Source organism: Streptomyces sp. TRM68416 (assembly GCF_014596915.1).
Lineage (GTDB): Bacteria > Actinomycetota > Actinomycetes > Streptomycetales > Streptomycetaceae > Streptomyces.
In genome coordinates this window covers 51,399-65,789 of record NZ_JACVWU010000018.1, presented here as the reverse complement: position 1 = coordinate 65,789, position 14,391 = coordinate 51,399, and the positions used below count along the sequence as shown (strand labels likewise).

Here is a 14,391-nt window from a genome sequence, read left to right as displayed (position 1 = left end):
TCCGGCCGTCAGTGACACGAACGCCGCCGGGCGGCCGGAGGTTCCCGATGCGCCGCAGAAGTATCACGCGGCCGGACCGCAGGCGACCGGAGCCACCGGTGGTCCGGCCACACGGTACGCGGCGCTACGCACCGGCCGCCAGGTGCCGCGTGGCCGGGCCGATCCGAAAGCGACCGTGGAGATCAGGATCCGGGGTGCCGCCCAAGCCCGTGGTACCGGTCCGTTCCGGGCGGGTGGTCGCCGCCGCGAGGGGGGACACCGGGGCGCGTCCGGCTTCCGCGCGCCGGGCGTCGTCGAGTTCGGCGAGGTCGGGGCGTCCGGCGCGTCCGGCGCGTCCGGCGAGGTCGGCGCGTCCGGCGAGGTCGGCGCGTCCGGCGAGGTCGGCGCGTTCGGCGGGGAAGCGTCGGCCGCTGCGGGTGCGGACGGCTCCGGGCGCGAGTCCGGCCTCGCGCCGGGGCGGAAGGGACGGTCGGTGCGCGGGGGCAGCGTCCGAGCTCGCCAACACCGGCTTCCGCCTGGGGAGGAGGGCCCGCGGCGCCGCTGCGGACATCCGCCCGCCGACGACGGCTCCTTTCCCAACGGGGAGAGTTACGGTGGAAGCCGAGGGCATGTCGTACGCAGGGCCGTCCTCTCGTCCCGTGGTCCGCCGCGGACATCCGGGCGGCGTCCACCGGCCGCTGCCCAGACAGGAGCGCCTCGCATGGCCGCCGTCCTCCAGCCCCCGCCCTCCTCGCCGGTGGCCCGTCTGCGGCTGGCGCCGCGCGGTGCGGTGTCGCTGCACGTCGACGGGGCGTGGTGGCCCCGCTGCCGCAATCTGCTGACCGAACTCCCGCCGCTGATCGGCGCCTTGCCCCCGGAGTGGGGAAAGATCGTCTGCGTCACCGTGAACGCGCAGATGTGGGCGGAGTCGCCGGGCCGGATCCTCGTCGGCCACCACGTCGTACGACTGCGCAGGGAGTCCGTATGGCGGCGTCGGTACACGGCGTGCCTGCTCGACGCGGACCAGGGCGGACGGGACCTGCTGGTCGTTCCGCCGCAGACGGCGGCGGCGGACGCCGAGTACCTGATGGCGGCCGTGGCGTCGTACGGCCTCTGAACAGGTCCTGGGCACGGAGTATGGTGGAAGGGCCGAGGGCATGTCGTACACCGGTGTCCGAACCGGTCTCGTCCCCGGCCGCACCGCGACACGGGCCGCTCAGGTCCGGGGCAGGTCCCGCCATGGCACGCAGTACGGCAACCGACGCCACGCATCACCCCCACAACCCCCCGACCGCACGGGACCGGGTGGAGGTCCGCATCGTCGCCGAGGACCCGGAGGCCGCCAGGCGTGTCGCGGACGCGCTCCGCGCGCTGTTCGCCGGCGGTGAGCAACGGAGCTACCCCGCGAGCCCGGGGAGCGGAACGCGGCTGCACCTGACGCTCGACGCCTCTCACGTCGCGGGCCCGCTCCGCTCCTGGCTCGACACCAGCAGGCCCCCGGCCGACCAGGCGCACCCGGACGAGACCGCCTGACGGTCCGCCGTCCCTCACCGCACCACCACCGAAGAGGCGCAGCCTCTGATCCCGGCCGCACCGCTCGTGCTGCGGTCCAGGGCCCCGTGCCGGCCGGCCTGCGCCGCCTGTCCGTCAGTCCTCTTCGCTCACCGTTCGCTCACCGTCCGACGGCCTCGCGCAGGCGTGGGACGGGACAGCGCGCCTCCCACCCGACGCCCCCGCTGCCGCACCCCACCCAGGAGTTCCCATGTCCCCCGCCCCGCCGCCCCCGCCCGATTCCTCGACCGCCGTCCGGCTGAGTCTCGCGGCCCAGCCGTCGCACGGCCGCCTCCCCCGGCTCATCGACGGAGCCTGGTGGCCCCGCTCCTACGACCTGACGGCCGAGCTCCCCGGGCTGCTGGCCGGGCTGCCGCCCGCCTGGGGACAGATCGGCAGCGTCACCGTGAACGGAGCCTCGTGGTCCGCGTGCCCCGGGCGGATGCTCGTCGCCAACCAGGTCGTACGCCTGCATCTGACGAACCATCCGCAGGCCCCGCCGACCATCTGCCTGCTCGCGCCCGGCCGCGGCCGGTGGGATCTGCTGGTGGTCGCCCCCGACAGCGCGCGGCGGGAGGCCGGACGGCTCATGGACGAGGCCGCCAGGGGGACCATTGCGGGAGACGGTGGGGGACGAGCGGCCTGAGTCCCGGTGGCGGTGGCCGGACGACGATCAGGTCCCCGGGCCGCCCTCGCCCGTACCGATGCCGACGGTGATCAGGATCTGCTGTCCGCCCTCTGTGTTGTCCGGGACGGCGGCCTGCGCCATGGCAGCGTGCGCCGTCTCCACGGTGGCGCCCGGGGGTACGACGAGCAGCAGGAAATGGTCCTGGTCACCACGCGTGATCAGGACCGTGTCGTCGGCCACCGAGGACCAGTCGACCCGCACCCGCCGTCCCTCGACGACCAAGGACGTGGGCGCGTCGTCCCAGGCGGTGGCGTCCAGCCCGACCCGCTGGACCGAGCCGAGATGGACCGTCAACGCCTCGATCAGTTCGGGCAGTTCGGCACGGGCGTCACGGGACCTCGGCCACCACGCGCCGTCGAGCAGCCCCGACCGGGAGCGCGAGGTGGTCAGCCGCAACAGTGCGGTGCCCGGCCTCACGGCCTGGCGGACCGAGTCCGGCAGGAGCTTGTCGGCCGGCCGCTCCGCGGGCTCGCTCATGATGGTCATCGCCTTCGGGCGCCGGGATCGGGGGGATGCGGGACCTACAGGGGGCGAAGGACTCGCCCTTCCACCGTACGCCGTTCCTCGCCGCCACGGCGTACGCGGCGGGGGCGGCGAGGCGCGGCGCGGTGCGCGCACCGGATCGGATCGGACGGCGGGCACCGCTCGGACGGTCGCCACCGCTGGGACGGGGCCGACAACTGCTCAAGCCGCCACCGCTCAGACAGCCGCCACCGCTCGGACGGGGCCAACGCTGCCCGGACGGGGCGACACCGCTCGGGCAGGGCCGGCAACCGCTCAGACAGCCAGCACCGCCCGGACGGTCTTGCCGCCGGTCACGGGCACCACGATGTCGAAGCGCTCGCTGAGTATCCGCACGATGGCCAGGCCCCGCCCGCTCTCGTCCTCGGCACGCCCGGCACGTGTGCGTGGCCGCCCCGGCGCGTCGTCGCGCACCTCCACGGTCACGTGGCCCGCGCCCACCCGCAGCCGTAGCCGACAGCCGGTGCGACCGTGCCGTACCGCGTTGGCGACCAGCTCGGACGCGATCAGCGTGGCGGCTGCCACCTGCTCGGCTCCGACGGGGGCGATGCGGGAGCGCGGCCGGGCGAGGAAGGAGGACGTCAGTCTGCGGGCCCGCCCGGCGGAGGTGACGGTGCACGGCAGCGTGTACTCGGCGCGTGCGGTCTGCGCCGCGGCACCCGTGTGGGCACGCATGAGTCTCACTCTCCTCCGTGGGGCGTCCGGTGCGCTCGGCTGAGCGTCCCTGCCTGCGCCGTGTCCCCGACCGGCGCGAACGGTCCCGTCCCCGGGTCATGCCCGCGGTGGCTGATCGGCAACCGGGAACGACGGCTGCGGCGGTGCTCGGCGGACCCGTCACAGGGAACCGGAAAGCCGCCAGGCAGACTCTGCGTGTTGTGTAGTCCCTGTCGACACGAGGATGCGACCCACATGATCACGCTCACCAAGGAAGACGGCCCGGCGGACCTGGACGGAGTGACCCACCTGTCCATAGGCGTCTCCTGGGACCCCACCGCCGGCAGCAGCGGCGGAGTGCTGGGCAAGCTGCGCCGCAAGTCCGGCACCGACCTCGACCTGATCGCCATCGCCCTCCAGGGCGGGGACCCGGTGCGCCTCGCGGGCCTCGACTCGCTCGACCCGATGGGCAACGGCTCGTTGGTCCACAGCGGCGACAACCAGACCGGCCACGGCGACGGCGACGACGAGACGGTCACCGTCGAGTTCGCCAAGCTCCCGTCCCAGATCACGTCGATCGTCTTCGTGGCCGCCGCCTACAAGAAGGGCAGCTCCTTCCAGAAGGCGCGCAACATCAGCTTCAAGGTCTACGACGCGACCGGCGGCAGCACCCAGCAGGTGGCCGACATCTGGCCGAGCCTGCTCTCCCAGGACAACGGGTGCGCCGTGGCGAAGGCCGTCCGCGTGGGCGCAAGCTGGAAGCTCGAAGTGATCAACACGACCGGCAAGATCAAGCAGGGCGACGAACACGCCCTGATGCGCTTCGCGGTCAGCAAGTAGCACTCCACCGAAGCCGTTCGCGCCCGCCCCGTGGGCCCGGCGCGGGGGCTCTCGGTGCCCCGTTGTTGAAGCGCTTCGCATGAAAGGCCAAGCGGCGACGAAATATCCGGCAAAACAAAGGACCCGAAGCCGATCTGACCTTGCTTGGTACGAGGGATTGACACCCTGTCTGGACTGATGGGAGCGTCGAAGCGCTTCACCAACGATCACTCACTCGGTCACGCCGGATTCCAGAAAGGGCACCGTCAATGTCCCGGAAGTCCAAGAAGAGAAGCGTCAGAGACGTACTCGTGGCCCTGCTGATGGCGATCTCGCCGCTGTTCGGGGCGCTCGTACTGACCGGTGCCTCGGCCGCCACCGCGTCGGCCGCGTCCCTGGCCGAGGTGACCGGCTTCGGCAGCAACCCCGGCAACCTGCGGATGTACGTCTACAAGCCCGACAGCGCACCGGCACGCCCGGCGGTGCTGGTGGCGGTGCACTACTGCACCGGCACGGGGCCGACCTTCTACAACAACACGGAGTTCGCCCGCCTGGCCGACCAGCACGGGTTCATCGTCATCTACCCGGACGCGAACGTCAGCGGCCAGTGCTTCGACGTCTCCTCGCCCCAGGCGCTCAGGCACGACGGGGGCAGCGACCCCATGAGCATCGCCCAGATGGTCCGGTACACCGTGCAGAACATGAACGCCGACGCCGACCGGGTCTACGTCACCGGCGCCTCGTCCGGCGCGATGACGACCAACGTCCTGCTGGGCGCCTACCCGGACGTGTTCAAGGCCGGGGCGGCGTTCATGGGCGTGCCGTTCGGCTGCTTCGCCACCACCGACGGCTCCGGCTGGAACACCGCCTGCGCCACCGGCCAGATCTCCAAGACCCCGCAGGAGTGGGGCGACCTCGTCCGGAACGCCTACCCCGGATACACCGGCCCCCGGCCGCGGATGCAGCTGTGGCACGGCACCGAGGACGACGCGCTGCGCTACCCGAACTTCGGTGAAGAGATCAAGCAGTGGACCAATGTGCTCGGGGTGAGCCAGACGCCGGTCTTCACCGACTCCCCGGAGGCCGACTGGACCCGCACCCGCTACGGTTCCACCGGCGCGCAGGCCCCGGTCGAGGCGATCAGCATCCAGGGCGCCGGACACTCCCTGCCCGCCACCGGCATGGCCGCCCGGGCCATCGCCTTCTTCGGCCTCGACGGCTCCGGGGGCGCCACCACGGGCCCGCTCCGCGCGATCGGCGCTGACAAGTGCCTTGACGTACCGGGCTTTTCGCAGACCAACGGCGTCCAGACCCAGATCTGGGACTGCCACGGCGGCACCAACCAGACCTGGACCCGCACCCCGGCCAAGCAACTCACCGTCTACGGCGGCACGAAGTGCCTCGACGCGGCCGGCACCACGCCCGGCGCCAAGGTCGTCCTGTGGGACTGCAACGGCGGCGCCCAGCAGCAGTGGAACCTCAACCCCAACGGCACCATCACCAGCGCCCAGTCGGGCCTCTGCCTGGACGTGACCGGCGCCGCCACCACCAACGGCACCACAGTCGGCCTCTGGAACTGCTCCGGCACCCCCAACCAACAGTGGCGCCACGCCTGACCCGGTGGGCACACAACACACCCCAGGTCACTGACCTGGGGTGTGTTCTCAGAACTTGTAGTTGGTGATCATCGCGTTGCCGAAGACGTCATAGAGCGACGCGTACCCCTGTTCCGAGTCCTTCCAGTCGCCGAACGCCTCGACGATCGCGGTGGCAGCCGCCTGGGGATCCTTCACCTGGGTCTTCCCGCCATTGATATCGGTGGAGATATAGGCGTTTCCCGTCTTCTCGTCCCACTCACCGATGATGCGCTGCACGCGTCCGACCGCATCCTTCTGCTGCGCGGTTCCATGCGCATCGACCCAGGAACGGAACTCTCGGGCGTTCTCCTCCGACTTCCCCTGATCCGGGTCTGCGGGAAGTTTCTCCGCAACTCCGATCTGGTCGGCCTTCGCGGCGCTCTCGATACTGCACGCGGAAGCTCCGGCGAGCAGGACAGCGCCGAGCGCGAGAACGACAGCGGTGCGGGGGGTGCGGTTCACAGAGATCTCCGTCGCGTGCTCGGGTCAAATACGATTTGTCACGGTACTGACACCTCGCGCCCGGGGGTGTGAGTACTGGTCAGATGGCTGAATCAGGACTGGATGGCGTCAGCTGTCAGGACGCGGTCACGTCCAGGTGAGGCGTTGCCCGTCGGGGTCGACATGCAGCCGCATACGGTCGGCGGGCGGGCGCCCGTCCGCCTGCCACTGCGTGACGCGCTCGGTGATTCCGTCCCACAGACGCGCCGTGCCGCCCTGCCGGACCATCCACTGACCGCCATCTTGGAAGACGACCGCCCACGCCTCGGCGTCCACGTCGATCAGGACGTGTTCCGTCCGGCTGTCCCGTTCCAGCGTGAGCCACTGCGCGCGCGGCGCGGCGAACTGTGCGACGAAACGGGCGGTCCAGTCGTCGAGCGCATCCGCGCCCAGCTCCGCGGGCACCGCGTCGCCCTCGCTGACGTTGGGCAGGGTGCCCAGCGGGGGCGGAAGGTGGGGACGGGCCAGCATGAACGAGACCTGTCCGCCGAGAACCGGGCCGCCGGCCGTTCCGTCGTCGGCGACCGTGAGCCGTACGAGTTCGGATGCGTGCATCCATCCGCCGACCGTGACCAGGACCTCACCGCCGGGCCGGGTCTGCGCGAGCCAGTCGGTCGGCACGGTGTGCACGCCGCACGTGGCGATCACGCGGTCGTACGGGCTGCCCTCCTTGTGGCCCGCCAGTCCGTCACCGACCACGCGGGCGGGCCAGTACCCGGCGCCCGCGAGCGCGATCCCGGCACGTGCGGACACCTCGGCGTCGACCTCGACCGTGGTCACGTTCTCCTCGCCAACGGCATGGCACAGCAGCGCCGTTGAGTAGCCCGTACCCGTGCCGATCTCCAGAACACGCGTCCCCTCGATCACCCGCAACTCTTCGAGCATCCGCACGACCAGGCTCGGCAGAGTGGACGACGACGAGGGGGCCGCCGCGATGCGCCCCTCGACCTGGTCGGGGAAGACGCCCCCGGCCACCTGCGTCACGAGGGTGTCGTCCTCGTAGATCCGCGCGAGTCCTTCCACAAAGTCTCCGGCCGCGGGCCGGTACCAGCCGCCCTCTTCGTACTCGAACCAGCCGCGCGCGAGGAACGCCTCGCGCGGCACCGACATGACGGCCGCCTCCCATTCCGGGCTGCGCAGGGCGCCGACCTCGGACAGGCGCCGCGCGAGGTCGGCCCGTAGGTGTTCCGACGGCAGGGGGTCACTCATACTGACTCACTCCGTTCTCCAACAGGTCTGCGATGGCGGTGGTGATCGGCAGTCCGGCCGCGTCTTCGAGCCAGGCCCATTGGCCGTTGGGGTTGCACTCCAGGAACCACCATCCGCCGTCCGCGGTCACGGCGAAGTCGAAGGCGCCGAAGTTCAGCCCGAAGGCGGCGAGGAACCGCAGCAGCGCCCCGCGTATCTCCTCCGGACAGACGACCGGCTCATAGGTGAGGCTCTGGTACTCGGCTCTCCAGTCCACGACCCCGGGCGGCGCGGTGATCCGGGCGCTGAACACCTGGTCGCCGACGACGACCGCACGCACGTCCGCCACCTTGGGCACCTGCGCTTGGAACAGGTGCGCGCTGTGGCTCACCGCACCGTCGATCTCGCCCGCCTCGACCGGGGCCGCCCAGATTCCGGCCGGTTCGCCCTCGACCTCGTAGGCCGCCGCATGCAACGGCTTGTAGATGGTCGGCTGTGCGGCGCAGAACGCCTTGGCCTCCACCGGATGGTTCGTGATCAGGGTGGGCGGAACCGTGAGCCCAACCCGGGTCGCCGCGTCGAGCTGCGCGGGCTTGTACTCCGCCCGCGCGATGGCCTGCGGGTGGCTCAGGTACAGGCACCCCGGCAGCGCGCCCAGCACGCCGCCCAGGCCGCGCCGGTTCTCCTGCGCGGCGAACCGGGCCGCCTGCTCACCGCTACCCGTCAGGTAGGGACTTGGCCGACGGTGGTACAGGGCGCGTACGGCGGACAGGTCGGCCGTACGCTCCCCGACCGACAGCCGTCCGCCCCAGCCTCCTACTCCGACGTGCGCGGCGAGCACCACGGGCGACGGGAAGTCGCGCCCCGGATCGAACCGGAGGACGGGCACCCGGCGCCGGTTCAGTTCCGTGATGACCAGATCAGCGGTTGCGTCCTCGCACTCCGTGCAGACCAGCACCGGGCGTCCGTCCATGGCTCGACGTCCTAGTCCTGTGTCGCGTCGTGGCCGGAGTCGGTATCCAACTTTCCGTCCTTGCTGACCTGCGTGGGCGGGTAGGTGTTCACGCTGGTTCCGTGCTTGCCGAGTTCGGCCGGCGTCATCGCTCCGTCCTCCCCGACCCATCGGCCGGTCTGCGTGACCGGGTCGATGCCCGCGTAACGCCACGGCGAGGGAGAACCGTTGCGCATCGGAGCCATACGGCGCAGCCCCCACGGGGCCGGTGCGGTGGTCTCCGTACCTACGAAGCTTGTTTGCACATCTCCTCCTTGGTCGCTTCGTACTGTGGTGTCGTCCAGGCCCTTAACGCGGGTGGGCGGCCGGTCAGAGGGCGCTACCGGCCGCCCGGGCCGCACCCGGTGCGGCAGCGGGGGCAGTGGCACGGCGGCCAGCCGGGGGACACGGGCGGGACCGTGGCCGTGCCGGGGGCGTAGGTGGTCGGCTCGGTCGCGCGGACCGGCCGCCCGTCGCCGTCGAGGCGGTACGTGCTGATCGTTAAGCGGGAGGCGCCCGGCTCCGGCGGGGTTCCGGCGTTCATCGCTCACCCCCGGCACGGCGGGAGGGCGGAAGCAGCGTCAGCACGTCCGGCAGCGGAGGGAACGACGGCGCGCACCCGGGACAGGCGTACACGTTGAAGCCGGGGCCGGTGTTCGCGTGCACCTCCGAGACCACGACCGGCCGGTCCGTCATCGCGCAGCAGAGGACACACATCCGCACCGGCCGCCGCTCCCGCGACTCCTCCTCGGGGTGCTCGGGGAGCGCGTTCACGCCGACACCCCCTCGGCGCCGACGATGTGCCGGTCGAGATCGATACCGAAGTCAGCCGCGAGGACCAGCGCCAGGCGTCGCCGCCACTGCTCCGCACCCCGCCGCGACCGCTCCCGCTCCGCCGCCAGGACGTAGGGCCGGACCATGACCACCGCGTACCCGTCGAGGGGGGCGTGCAGGCCGTAGGGGGACCGGTGGGCGGGAAGCTGCGGGAGGACGTCAGGCGTCTCGGGCCCCTCTTCGCGTGTCTCAGAGACCGGGCGCGCACCCGCCCGGCGCCTGCTGGTACCGGGCGCGAACACACCTACGACCCATCCCAGGATCGTGTGGATAATGCCCACTGTCATCAGCTCCTCTGTAGCTGGTGGCCACGCCCCCGGACCGGTCGCACGGTCGCGGGGGTCTGAACGTTTCAACGTTCCACCGCTGCAGGGCTGCTGACTTCCCCACCGTGGGTACCCCCATCATGGGTAGGCTGACTGTGACGCCAGTGCGACACACTGTCACCAGCAGGCGCAGCGGGGCATCTCATGACCACTTATGAACCGCCAACCGCGCTCCCTCGCGCGGTCCTTGAACGCGCGGACATGAGGGCCGCAATCGCGGCCCACGACTTCGGCACAGTGTTCGCCCTGGCTCGAAGTGAGGCTGGGATCAGTTACTCGAAGATCGCGGCCGAGTGCGACATCAAGCCCGAACGCGTGGGGGCTCTGGCGCGTGGGCATGGCAGCGTGACCACGTTCGAAAAGATCACGCGAATCGCGGATGCACTGCGCATCCCCGGGCGCATGCTCGGTCTCGCCCCGCGCCAATGGGAGACGCCTTTCTCGTTGCGCCGGGTGCTTCCAGCGCCTGCACAGGCCATCGACGCAGACGGAGATGACGTGCAGCGGAGGAAGTTCTTCAAGGTAACGGCTGGAGTTGGGCTCGCCGTGGGGCTGCCCGACCTCATCCACCCCTTGGCGGGCCGTCGGGTTGGAAGTGGTGTCCCCCAGCAGCTACGGGAGCGCACGGCCCGCCTACGCCGCCTTGACGACATCTTGGGGGGCGGGGACACGTACCGGGTCTATCTCGGGGAGTACCAGGCCACGAAGGCTCTCGTCCGTGAAGCCACTTACACCGAGGAGACGGGCCGGGCCCTGCTCTCCGTGCTCTCCGAGCAGGCGCAGCAAGCTGGTTGGGCCGCGTTCGATGGCGGGATGCACGATGACGCAGCCGGGCTGTACGAGGAGAGCTACGCGGCGGCTGCGGACGCCGGAGACACTGCGCTAGCGGGCAACGCACTTGCCTTCCTCGCCTACCAGAAGGTCAACGGTGACCATCAGGCCGGGACGGAGACCGCTGCTCGGTCCTGCGAGACGGCAGGCTCTGACGCACCCCCCGGAGTTCGTGCGCTGCTGTACGAACGGCTGGCGTGGGCATACGCCGTCGCCGGACTCGCCGATGAGACCGAGCGAGCCCTGCAGGCCGCCGACGCCGCCCTCTCCGAGCCCAACGATGAGCCGCAACCCGATTGGGTTGCGTGGGTCGACGAGAACGAGCTACGGATCATGACCGGCCGGTGCTGGACAGAGCTTCGGCGCCCGTTGCGCGCGATTCCCGCTCTTGAGACCGCCCTGGCCCAGTACGACGACACTCACGCACGGGACAAGAGCCTGTATCTGTCGTGGCTCGCTGAGTCGTACATGACGGCCGGAGAGGTTGAGCAAGCCGCCGTCGTCACGGGCCGCGCGCTTGACCTTTGTGCCGGTGTTGCCTCCGTCCGGCCCCGACAACGGCTTGTCCCCGTCCTGGACCGGCTAGGCGCGTACCACGCCGTTCCGGCGGTCTCGGAGGTTCTTGAGAGGGCCCGAGCCTGATCGCTGTGCGGTTCAGTCGGAGTCCGCCGGATTCACTGTCGCGCTCACCCAACGGAGGTACGCCTCCGATCCAGCCACGATCGGCACAGCCGACACCTCGGGGTTCTTCCACGGGTGATTCCTGAGGAGAAGCGACTCCAGTTCGGCGTACCTGTCCGTCCGAGTCTTCAACAGGAGTTGCCACTCCTCACCGGTCCCGAACTCACCCTCGTGCCAGAAGACAGAGACGACCGGACCAACGATCTGCGCCCCTGCCGCGAGTCGGTCCGAGACCACCGACCGGGCCAGCTCCACCGCCTGCTCACGCGTCTCCGTCGCCGTCGACACCTGCACGTAGTCAGCCATGCGAGCGACCCTAGCCGCGAGTGTGGCTACTGGTGGTCCAAGTGAACTTGACAGACGCGAACCAACCCGAGCAGGCCGCCGCCGACATGACCAGCGAGCGGATCACCGACCGCTCCCACGCTGTACCGCGCCAACTGCTCTTCTACGCCGAAGAGTTAGAGACGCCGAAGCCCCGCCCCCTACCCGTGCAGCGCCGCCTCCCCCTCCACACGGATGCCCGTCTCGTCCCCCGGGCGGACCGCGAGAGGCCCCGCGACGCGGATGTCCACCGGGGTCGGGTGGCCCTCGACGGCTACGGTGATCATGGCGTCGTGGCCGTAGTAGCAGACGTCGGTGACCGTGCCGCGGACGGCGCCTTCGCAATCCACGTCCGTCAGGCGGAGTTGTTCCGGGCGGAGGAGGACCGTGCCGGTGCGGAGGTCGGTCGGCGCGAGGGGGACCGGGCCGAGGGGGGTGCGGGCCGTGCCGTCGGGGGTGACGGTGCCGGGGAGGGTGACGGCGTCGCCCACGAAGTCGGCGATCCAGGGGTCGGCGGGGTGGCGGTAGAGGTCCTGCGGGGAGGCGCACTGGGCTACCCGGCCGTCGCGGACGACGGCGACGAGGTCGGCGATGGAGAGGGCCTCCTGCTGGTCGTGGGTGACGAGGATGGCCGTGGCGCCGGTGGCCCGCAGTGCGGCGCGTACGTCGGAGCGCACGCCCGTGCGCAGGGCGCTGTCGAGGGCGTTGAAGGGCTCGTCGAGCAGCACGAGTTGGGGGCGGGGGGCGAGCGCGCGGGCGAGGGCGATGCGCTGTTGCTGGCCGCCGGAGAGTTCGTGGGGCATGCGGTCGCCGTAGCCGGCGAGGCCTACCAGGTCCAGCAACTCCGCGACCCGCAGGCGTCGTTCGGAACGATCGAGGCCCTTCAGGCCGAAGGCTACGTTGCGGGCCACGCTCAAGTGCGGGAAGAGGGCGCCCTCCTGGGGCACGATGCCGATGCGGCGGCGCTCCGGCGGGAGGTGGACGCCGGGGCCGGTGAGCAGGCGGTCGCCGAGCCGGACCGTGCCCGCATCCGCGCGCAGGAACCCGGCCACGATCCTCAGCATGGTGGTCTTGCCACAGCCGGAGGGGCCGAGCACGGCGGCCAACGCGCCCGCCGGGACGGTGAGTTCCAGGCCTCGTAGGACCGGCTCGCCGGCTCCGTAGGACTTGGTGAGTCCTTCGACGTGCAGTTCGTTCATGTCCGGTGCCTGCCTAGGAGGTACGAGGGGACGGCGGCCAGCAGGATCAGCGCGGCGGCGTAGGGGGCGGCGGCCGCGAAGGAGCCGGCGCCGGTCTCGGTCCACAGCCGGGTGGCGAGGGTGTCCATGCCGGTGGGGCGGAGCAGCAGGGTCGCGGGGAGTTCCTTCATGCAGACCACGAAGGTGAGCGCGGCCCCGGCGGCCACGCCGGGTGCGGCCAGCGGGACCGTGACCTCGCGCAGTACCTGCCACGGCCGTCGGCCGAGCGAGCGGGCCACGTCGTCCAGGGCCGGCGGCGCCTGGAGGACGGCCGCGCGGGTGGCGGCCACCGCGACCGGCAGGAAGAGGACCGCGTAGGCGCAGACCAGCAGCGGGAGTTCCTGGTAGAGCGGGTAGGCGTAGCGCACGGCGAAGAAGACCAGCGCGAGGGCGACGGTGATGCCGGGCAGCGCGTGCCCCGCGTACGCGGCCTGTTCCAGGAGCTTGGCGCCGCAGCCCCGGTGCCGGGCGGCGATCACGCCGACCGGCAGGGCGAGGAGGGTGGTGAGGCCCGCACCCGCCGCCGCGACCCCGAAGGTGGCCCACGCGGTCTCGGCGAGTGCGCCCAGGTCCCAGGTGGCCGAGGAGCCGACGGCCAGCCAGTAGCCGAGGGTGCCCAGCGGGAAGGCGACGGCGGCGGCGGTGATCGCGGTGCACCACAGGAGGGCGAGGGGGCGCCACCGGCCGAGGGCGGCCGGAACCGCCGGGCGGGCGGTGCCGGTGCCGGTTCTGACGTGCCCGGCGCGGCCCCGGGTGCGGACCTCGGCGGCGACCAGGGCGACCGTCATGACCACCAGGACGACGCTGAGGGCGGCGGCCGGGGTGCGGTCGAAGGAGGCGCGGTAGGAGGTGTGGATGGCGCGGGTGAAGGTGTCGTAGCGCATCAGGGAGACCGCGCCGAAGTCGGAGAGCACGTACAGCGCGACGAGCAGGGCGCCGCCCGCGGCGGCCGGTCGCAGTTGCGGGAGCGTGACGCGGACGAACGTGGCGAGCGGGCCGTGGCCGAGGGAGCGCGCGGCCTCCTCCTGCGCCGGGTCGATGCCGCGCAGCGCGGCGGCGACCGGCAGGTGGACGTAGGGGAAGCTGACCAGGGTGAGGGCGAGGGCGGCGCCGCCGAAGCCGGCCAGGCCCGGTTCGGCCGACAGCCAGGCGAAGGCGGCCACGTAGCTCGGCACGGCGAGCGGCAGCGTGGCCAGCACCGACCAGGCGCGGGCGCCGGGCAGGGCGGTCCGCACGGTCAGCCAGGCCAGGGAGACGCCCAGGACGAGCGAGGCCGCCACGACCACCGCGGTCAGGCCGAGGCTGCGGCCGAGGAGGTCAAGGGTCCGCTCGTCGGCGACGACGTCCCAGGCGAAGGCCGGGCCGCGTTCCAGGGCCCGGACGGCGAGGTAGCCGAGGGGCAGCAGGGCGAACAGGGCGGCGACGCAGGCGGGCACCAGCAGGATCAGGGGCGGCCTGCGGTCGGGCCTGCGACGGGTCTTGGCGGCCGTACGCCAGGCCCTGACCGGCGTACGGGGCGCACGGGGCGGGCGTGCGGCCGCGCCCCCGTCCGCCTCGCGGGTGTGCTCGTCCCCGGCCGGTGCCGGGGCTCCGGCCGGGCGCGAGGTGGACGGCGATGTGGGCATGG

General features: G+C 71.8%; 18 protein-coding genes. 6 read left to right on the top strand and 12 right to left on the bottom strand.

Features of this window, described 5'->3' with window-relative positions; translation table 11 throughout:
- Positions 1–124: 124 nt before the first annotated feature.
- A complete protein-coding gene (locus ICC28_RS26680; RefSeq protein WP_188291261.1) occupies positions 125–502 on the bottom strand; it encodes a hypothetical protein in 378 nt (125 codons plus the stop codon).
- Between the two features lie 198 nt (positions 503–700).
- On the opposite strand from ICC28_RS26680, the gene ICC28_RS26675 reads away from it, so the two are divergent.
- The 3 genes from ICC28_RS26675 to ICC28_RS26665 all read left to right on the top strand — a co-directional run bounded on the left by ICC28_RS26675 (position 701) and on the right by ICC28_RS26665 (position 2,176).
- Positions 701–1,096, top strand: coding sequence for a DUF5994 family protein (locus tag ICC28_RS26675; RefSeq protein WP_188291260.1), 396 nt, complete (start codon positions 701–703; stop codon positions 1,094–1,096).
- Positions 1,097–1,218: 122 nt separating this feature from the next.
- A complete protein-coding gene (locus ICC28_RS26670; RefSeq protein WP_223189543.1) occupies positions 1,219–1,512 on the top strand; it encodes a hypothetical protein in 294 nt (97 codons plus the stop codon).
- A 229-nt stretch (positions 1,513–1,741) separates the two neighbouring features.
- On the top strand, positions 1,742–2,176 hold the full coding sequence (locus ICC28_RS26665) for a DUF5994 family protein (RefSeq protein ID WP_188291259.1): 435 nt from the start codon (positions 1,742–1,744) through the stop codon (positions 2,174–2,176).
- Between the two features lie 27 nt (positions 2,177–2,203).
- Here ICC28_RS26665 and ICC28_RS26660 read toward each other — a convergent pair whose 3' ends face one another.
- Together ICC28_RS26660 and ICC28_RS26655 are read right to left on the bottom strand one after the other, a co-directional pair.
- Positions 2,204–2,695 carry a DUF5994 family protein gene (locus tag ICC28_RS26660; RefSeq protein WP_188291258.1) on the bottom strand — a complete coding sequence of 164 codons (492 nt, stop codon included), beginning with the start codon at positions 2,693–2,695 and terminating at the stop codon, positions 2,204–2,206.
- A gap of 300 nt (positions 2,696–2,995) precedes the next feature.
- A complete protein-coding gene (locus tag ICC28_RS26655; RefSeq protein WP_188291257.1) occupies positions 2,996–3,415 on the bottom strand; it encodes an ATP-binding protein in 420 nt (139 codons plus the stop codon).
- A gap of 234 nt (positions 3,416–3,649) precedes the next feature.
- Between ICC28_RS26655 and ICC28_RS26650 the strand changes: the two genes are divergently transcribed.
- Positions 3,650–4,234, top strand: coding sequence for a TerD family protein (locus tag ICC28_RS26650; RefSeq protein WP_188291256.1), 585 nt, complete (start codon positions 3,650–3,652; stop codon positions 4,232–4,234).
- Positions 4,235–4,482: 248 nt separating this feature from the next.
- Positions 4,483–5,829 (top strand): PHB depolymerase family esterase, encoded by a 1,347-nt coding sequence (locus ICC28_RS26645; protein WP_188291255.1) that lies wholly within the window; start codon positions 4,483–4,485, stop codon positions 5,827–5,829.
- Positions 5,830–5,877: 48 nt separating this feature from the next.
- Here ICC28_RS26645 and ICC28_RS26640 read toward each other — a convergent pair whose 3' ends face one another.
- From ICC28_RS26640 to ICC28_RS26615, 6 genes are all read right to left on the bottom strand, one after another.
- A complete protein-coding gene (locus ICC28_RS26640) occupies positions 5,878–6,312 on the bottom strand; it encodes a hypothetical protein (protein ID WP_188291254.1) in 435 nt (144 codons plus the stop codon).
- A 126-nt stretch (positions 6,313–6,438) separates the two neighbouring features.
- The gene (gene tgmC / locus ICC28_RS26635) at positions 6,439–7,560 is read right to left on the bottom strand and encodes an ATP-grasp peptide maturase system methyltransferase (protein WP_188291253.1); all 1,122 of its coding nucleotides are present in this window, start codon (positions 7,558–7,560) and stop codon (positions 6,439–6,441) included.
- Positions 7,553–8,512: an ATP-grasp ribosomal peptide maturase gene (gene tgmB / locus ICC28_RS26630; protein WP_188291252.1), complete on the bottom strand. Its 960-nt coding sequence runs from the start codon at positions 8,510–8,512 to the stop codon at positions 7,553–7,555. The genes tgmC and tgmB overlap by 8 nt, the downstream gene beginning before the upstream one ends.
- 11 nt (positions 8,513–8,523) lie before the next feature.
- Positions 8,524–8,796 carry a putative ATP-grasp-modified RiPP gene (gene tgmA / locus ICC28_RS26625; RefSeq protein WP_282701066.1) on the bottom strand — a complete coding sequence of 91 codons (273 nt, stop codon included), beginning with the start codon at positions 8,794–8,796 and terminating at the stop codon, positions 8,524–8,526.
- 274 nt (positions 8,797–9,070) lie between these two features.
- Positions 9,071–9,304, bottom strand: coding sequence for a hypothetical protein (locus tag ICC28_RS26620; protein ID WP_188291389.1), 234 nt, complete (start codon positions 9,302–9,304; stop codon positions 9,071–9,073).
- Entirely contained in the window at positions 9,301–9,651 is a 351-nt protein-coding gene (locus ICC28_RS26615) for a hypothetical protein (protein ID WP_188291251.1), read from the bottom strand. Before ICC28_RS26615 ends, ICC28_RS26620 begins: the two co-directional genes overlap by 4 nt.
- Before the next feature lie 183 nt (positions 9,652–9,834).
- On the opposite strand from ICC28_RS26615, the gene ICC28_RS26610 reads away from it, so the two are divergent.
- Positions 9,835–11,163, top strand: coding sequence for a helix-turn-helix domain-containing protein (locus ICC28_RS26610; RefSeq protein WP_188291250.1), 1,329 nt, complete (start codon positions 9,835–9,837; stop codon positions 11,161–11,163).
- 12 nt (positions 11,164–11,175) lie between these two features.
- Here ICC28_RS26610 and cutA read toward each other — a convergent pair whose 3' ends face one another.
- The 3 genes from cutA to ICC28_RS26595 all read right to left on the bottom strand — a co-directional run bounded on the left by cutA (position 11,176) and on the right by ICC28_RS26595 (position 14,389).
- Positions 11,176–11,508: a divalent-cation tolerance protein CutA gene (gene cutA / locus ICC28_RS26605; RefSeq protein WP_188291249.1), complete on the bottom strand. Its 333-nt coding sequence runs from the start codon at positions 11,506–11,508 to the stop codon at positions 11,176–11,178.
- Positions 11,509–11,687: 179 nt separating this feature from the next.
- Positions 11,688–12,725 (bottom strand): ABC transporter ATP-binding protein, encoded by a 1,038-nt coding sequence (locus ICC28_RS26600; protein ID WP_188291248.1) that lies wholly within the window; start codon positions 12,723–12,725, stop codon positions 11,688–11,690.
- A complete protein-coding gene (locus ICC28_RS26595) occupies positions 12,722–14,389 on the bottom strand; it encodes an ABC transporter permease (RefSeq protein WP_188291247.1) in 1,668 nt (555 codons plus the stop codon). The genes ICC28_RS26600 and ICC28_RS26595 overlap by 4 nt, the downstream gene beginning before the upstream one ends.
- Positions 14,390–14,391 lie beyond the last annotated feature (2 nt).

Bases quoted from the DNA above. Each gene is read 5' to 3' on its own strand.
- ICC28_RS26675 (WP_188291260.1), top strand. From the start codon at position 701: ATGGCCGCCGTCCTCCAGCCCCCGCCCTCCTCGCCGGTGGCCCGTCTG.
- ICC28_RS26670 (WP_223189543.1), top strand. From the start codon at position 1,219: ATGGCACGCAGTACGGCAACCGACGCCACGCATCACCCCCACAACCCC.
- ICC28_RS26665 (WP_188291259.1), top strand. From the start codon at position 1,742: ATGTCCCCCGCCCCGCCGCCCCCGCCCGATTCCTCGACCGCCGTCCGG.
- ICC28_RS26660 (WP_188291258.1), bottom strand. From the start codon at position 2,695: ATGAGCGAGCCCGCGGAGCGGCCGGCCGACAAGCTCCTGCCGGACTCG.
- ICC28_RS26655 (WP_188291257.1), bottom strand. From the start codon at position 3,415: ATGCGTGCCCACACGGGTGCCGCGGCGCAGACCGCACGCGCCGAGTAC.
- ICC28_RS26650 (WP_188291256.1), top strand. From the start codon at position 3,650: ATGATCACGCTCACCAAGGAAGACGGCCCGGCGGACCTGGACGGAGTG.
- ICC28_RS26645 (WP_188291255.1), top strand. From the start codon at position 4,483: ATGTCCCGGAAGTCCAAGAAGAGAAGCGTCAGAGACGTACTCGTGGCC.
- tgmC (WP_188291253.1), bottom strand. From the start codon at position 7,560: ATGAGTGACCCCCTGCCGTCGGAACACCTACGGGCCGACCTCGCGCGG.
- tgmB (WP_188291252.1), bottom strand. From the start codon at position 8,512: ATGGACGGACGCCCGGTGCTGGTCTGCACGGAGTGCGAGGACGCAACC.
- ICC28_RS26615 (WP_188291251.1), bottom strand. From the start codon at position 9,651: ATGACAGTGGGCATTATCCACACGATCCTGGGATGGGTCGTAGGTGTG.
- ICC28_RS26610 (WP_188291250.1), top strand. From the start codon at position 9,835: ATGACCACTTATGAACCGCCAACCGCGCTCCCTCGCGCGGTCCTTGAA.
- cutA (WP_188291249.1), bottom strand. From the start codon at position 11,508: ATGGCTGACTACGTGCAGGTGTCGACGGCGACGGAGACGCGTGAGCAG.
- ICC28_RS26600 (WP_188291248.1), bottom strand. From the start codon at position 12,725: ATGAACGAACTGCACGTCGAAGGACTCACCAAGTCCTACGGAGCCGGC.
- ICC28_RS26595 (WP_188291247.1), bottom strand. From the start codon at position 14,389: ATGCCCACATCGCCGTCCACCTCGCGCCCGGCCGGAGCCCCGGCACCG.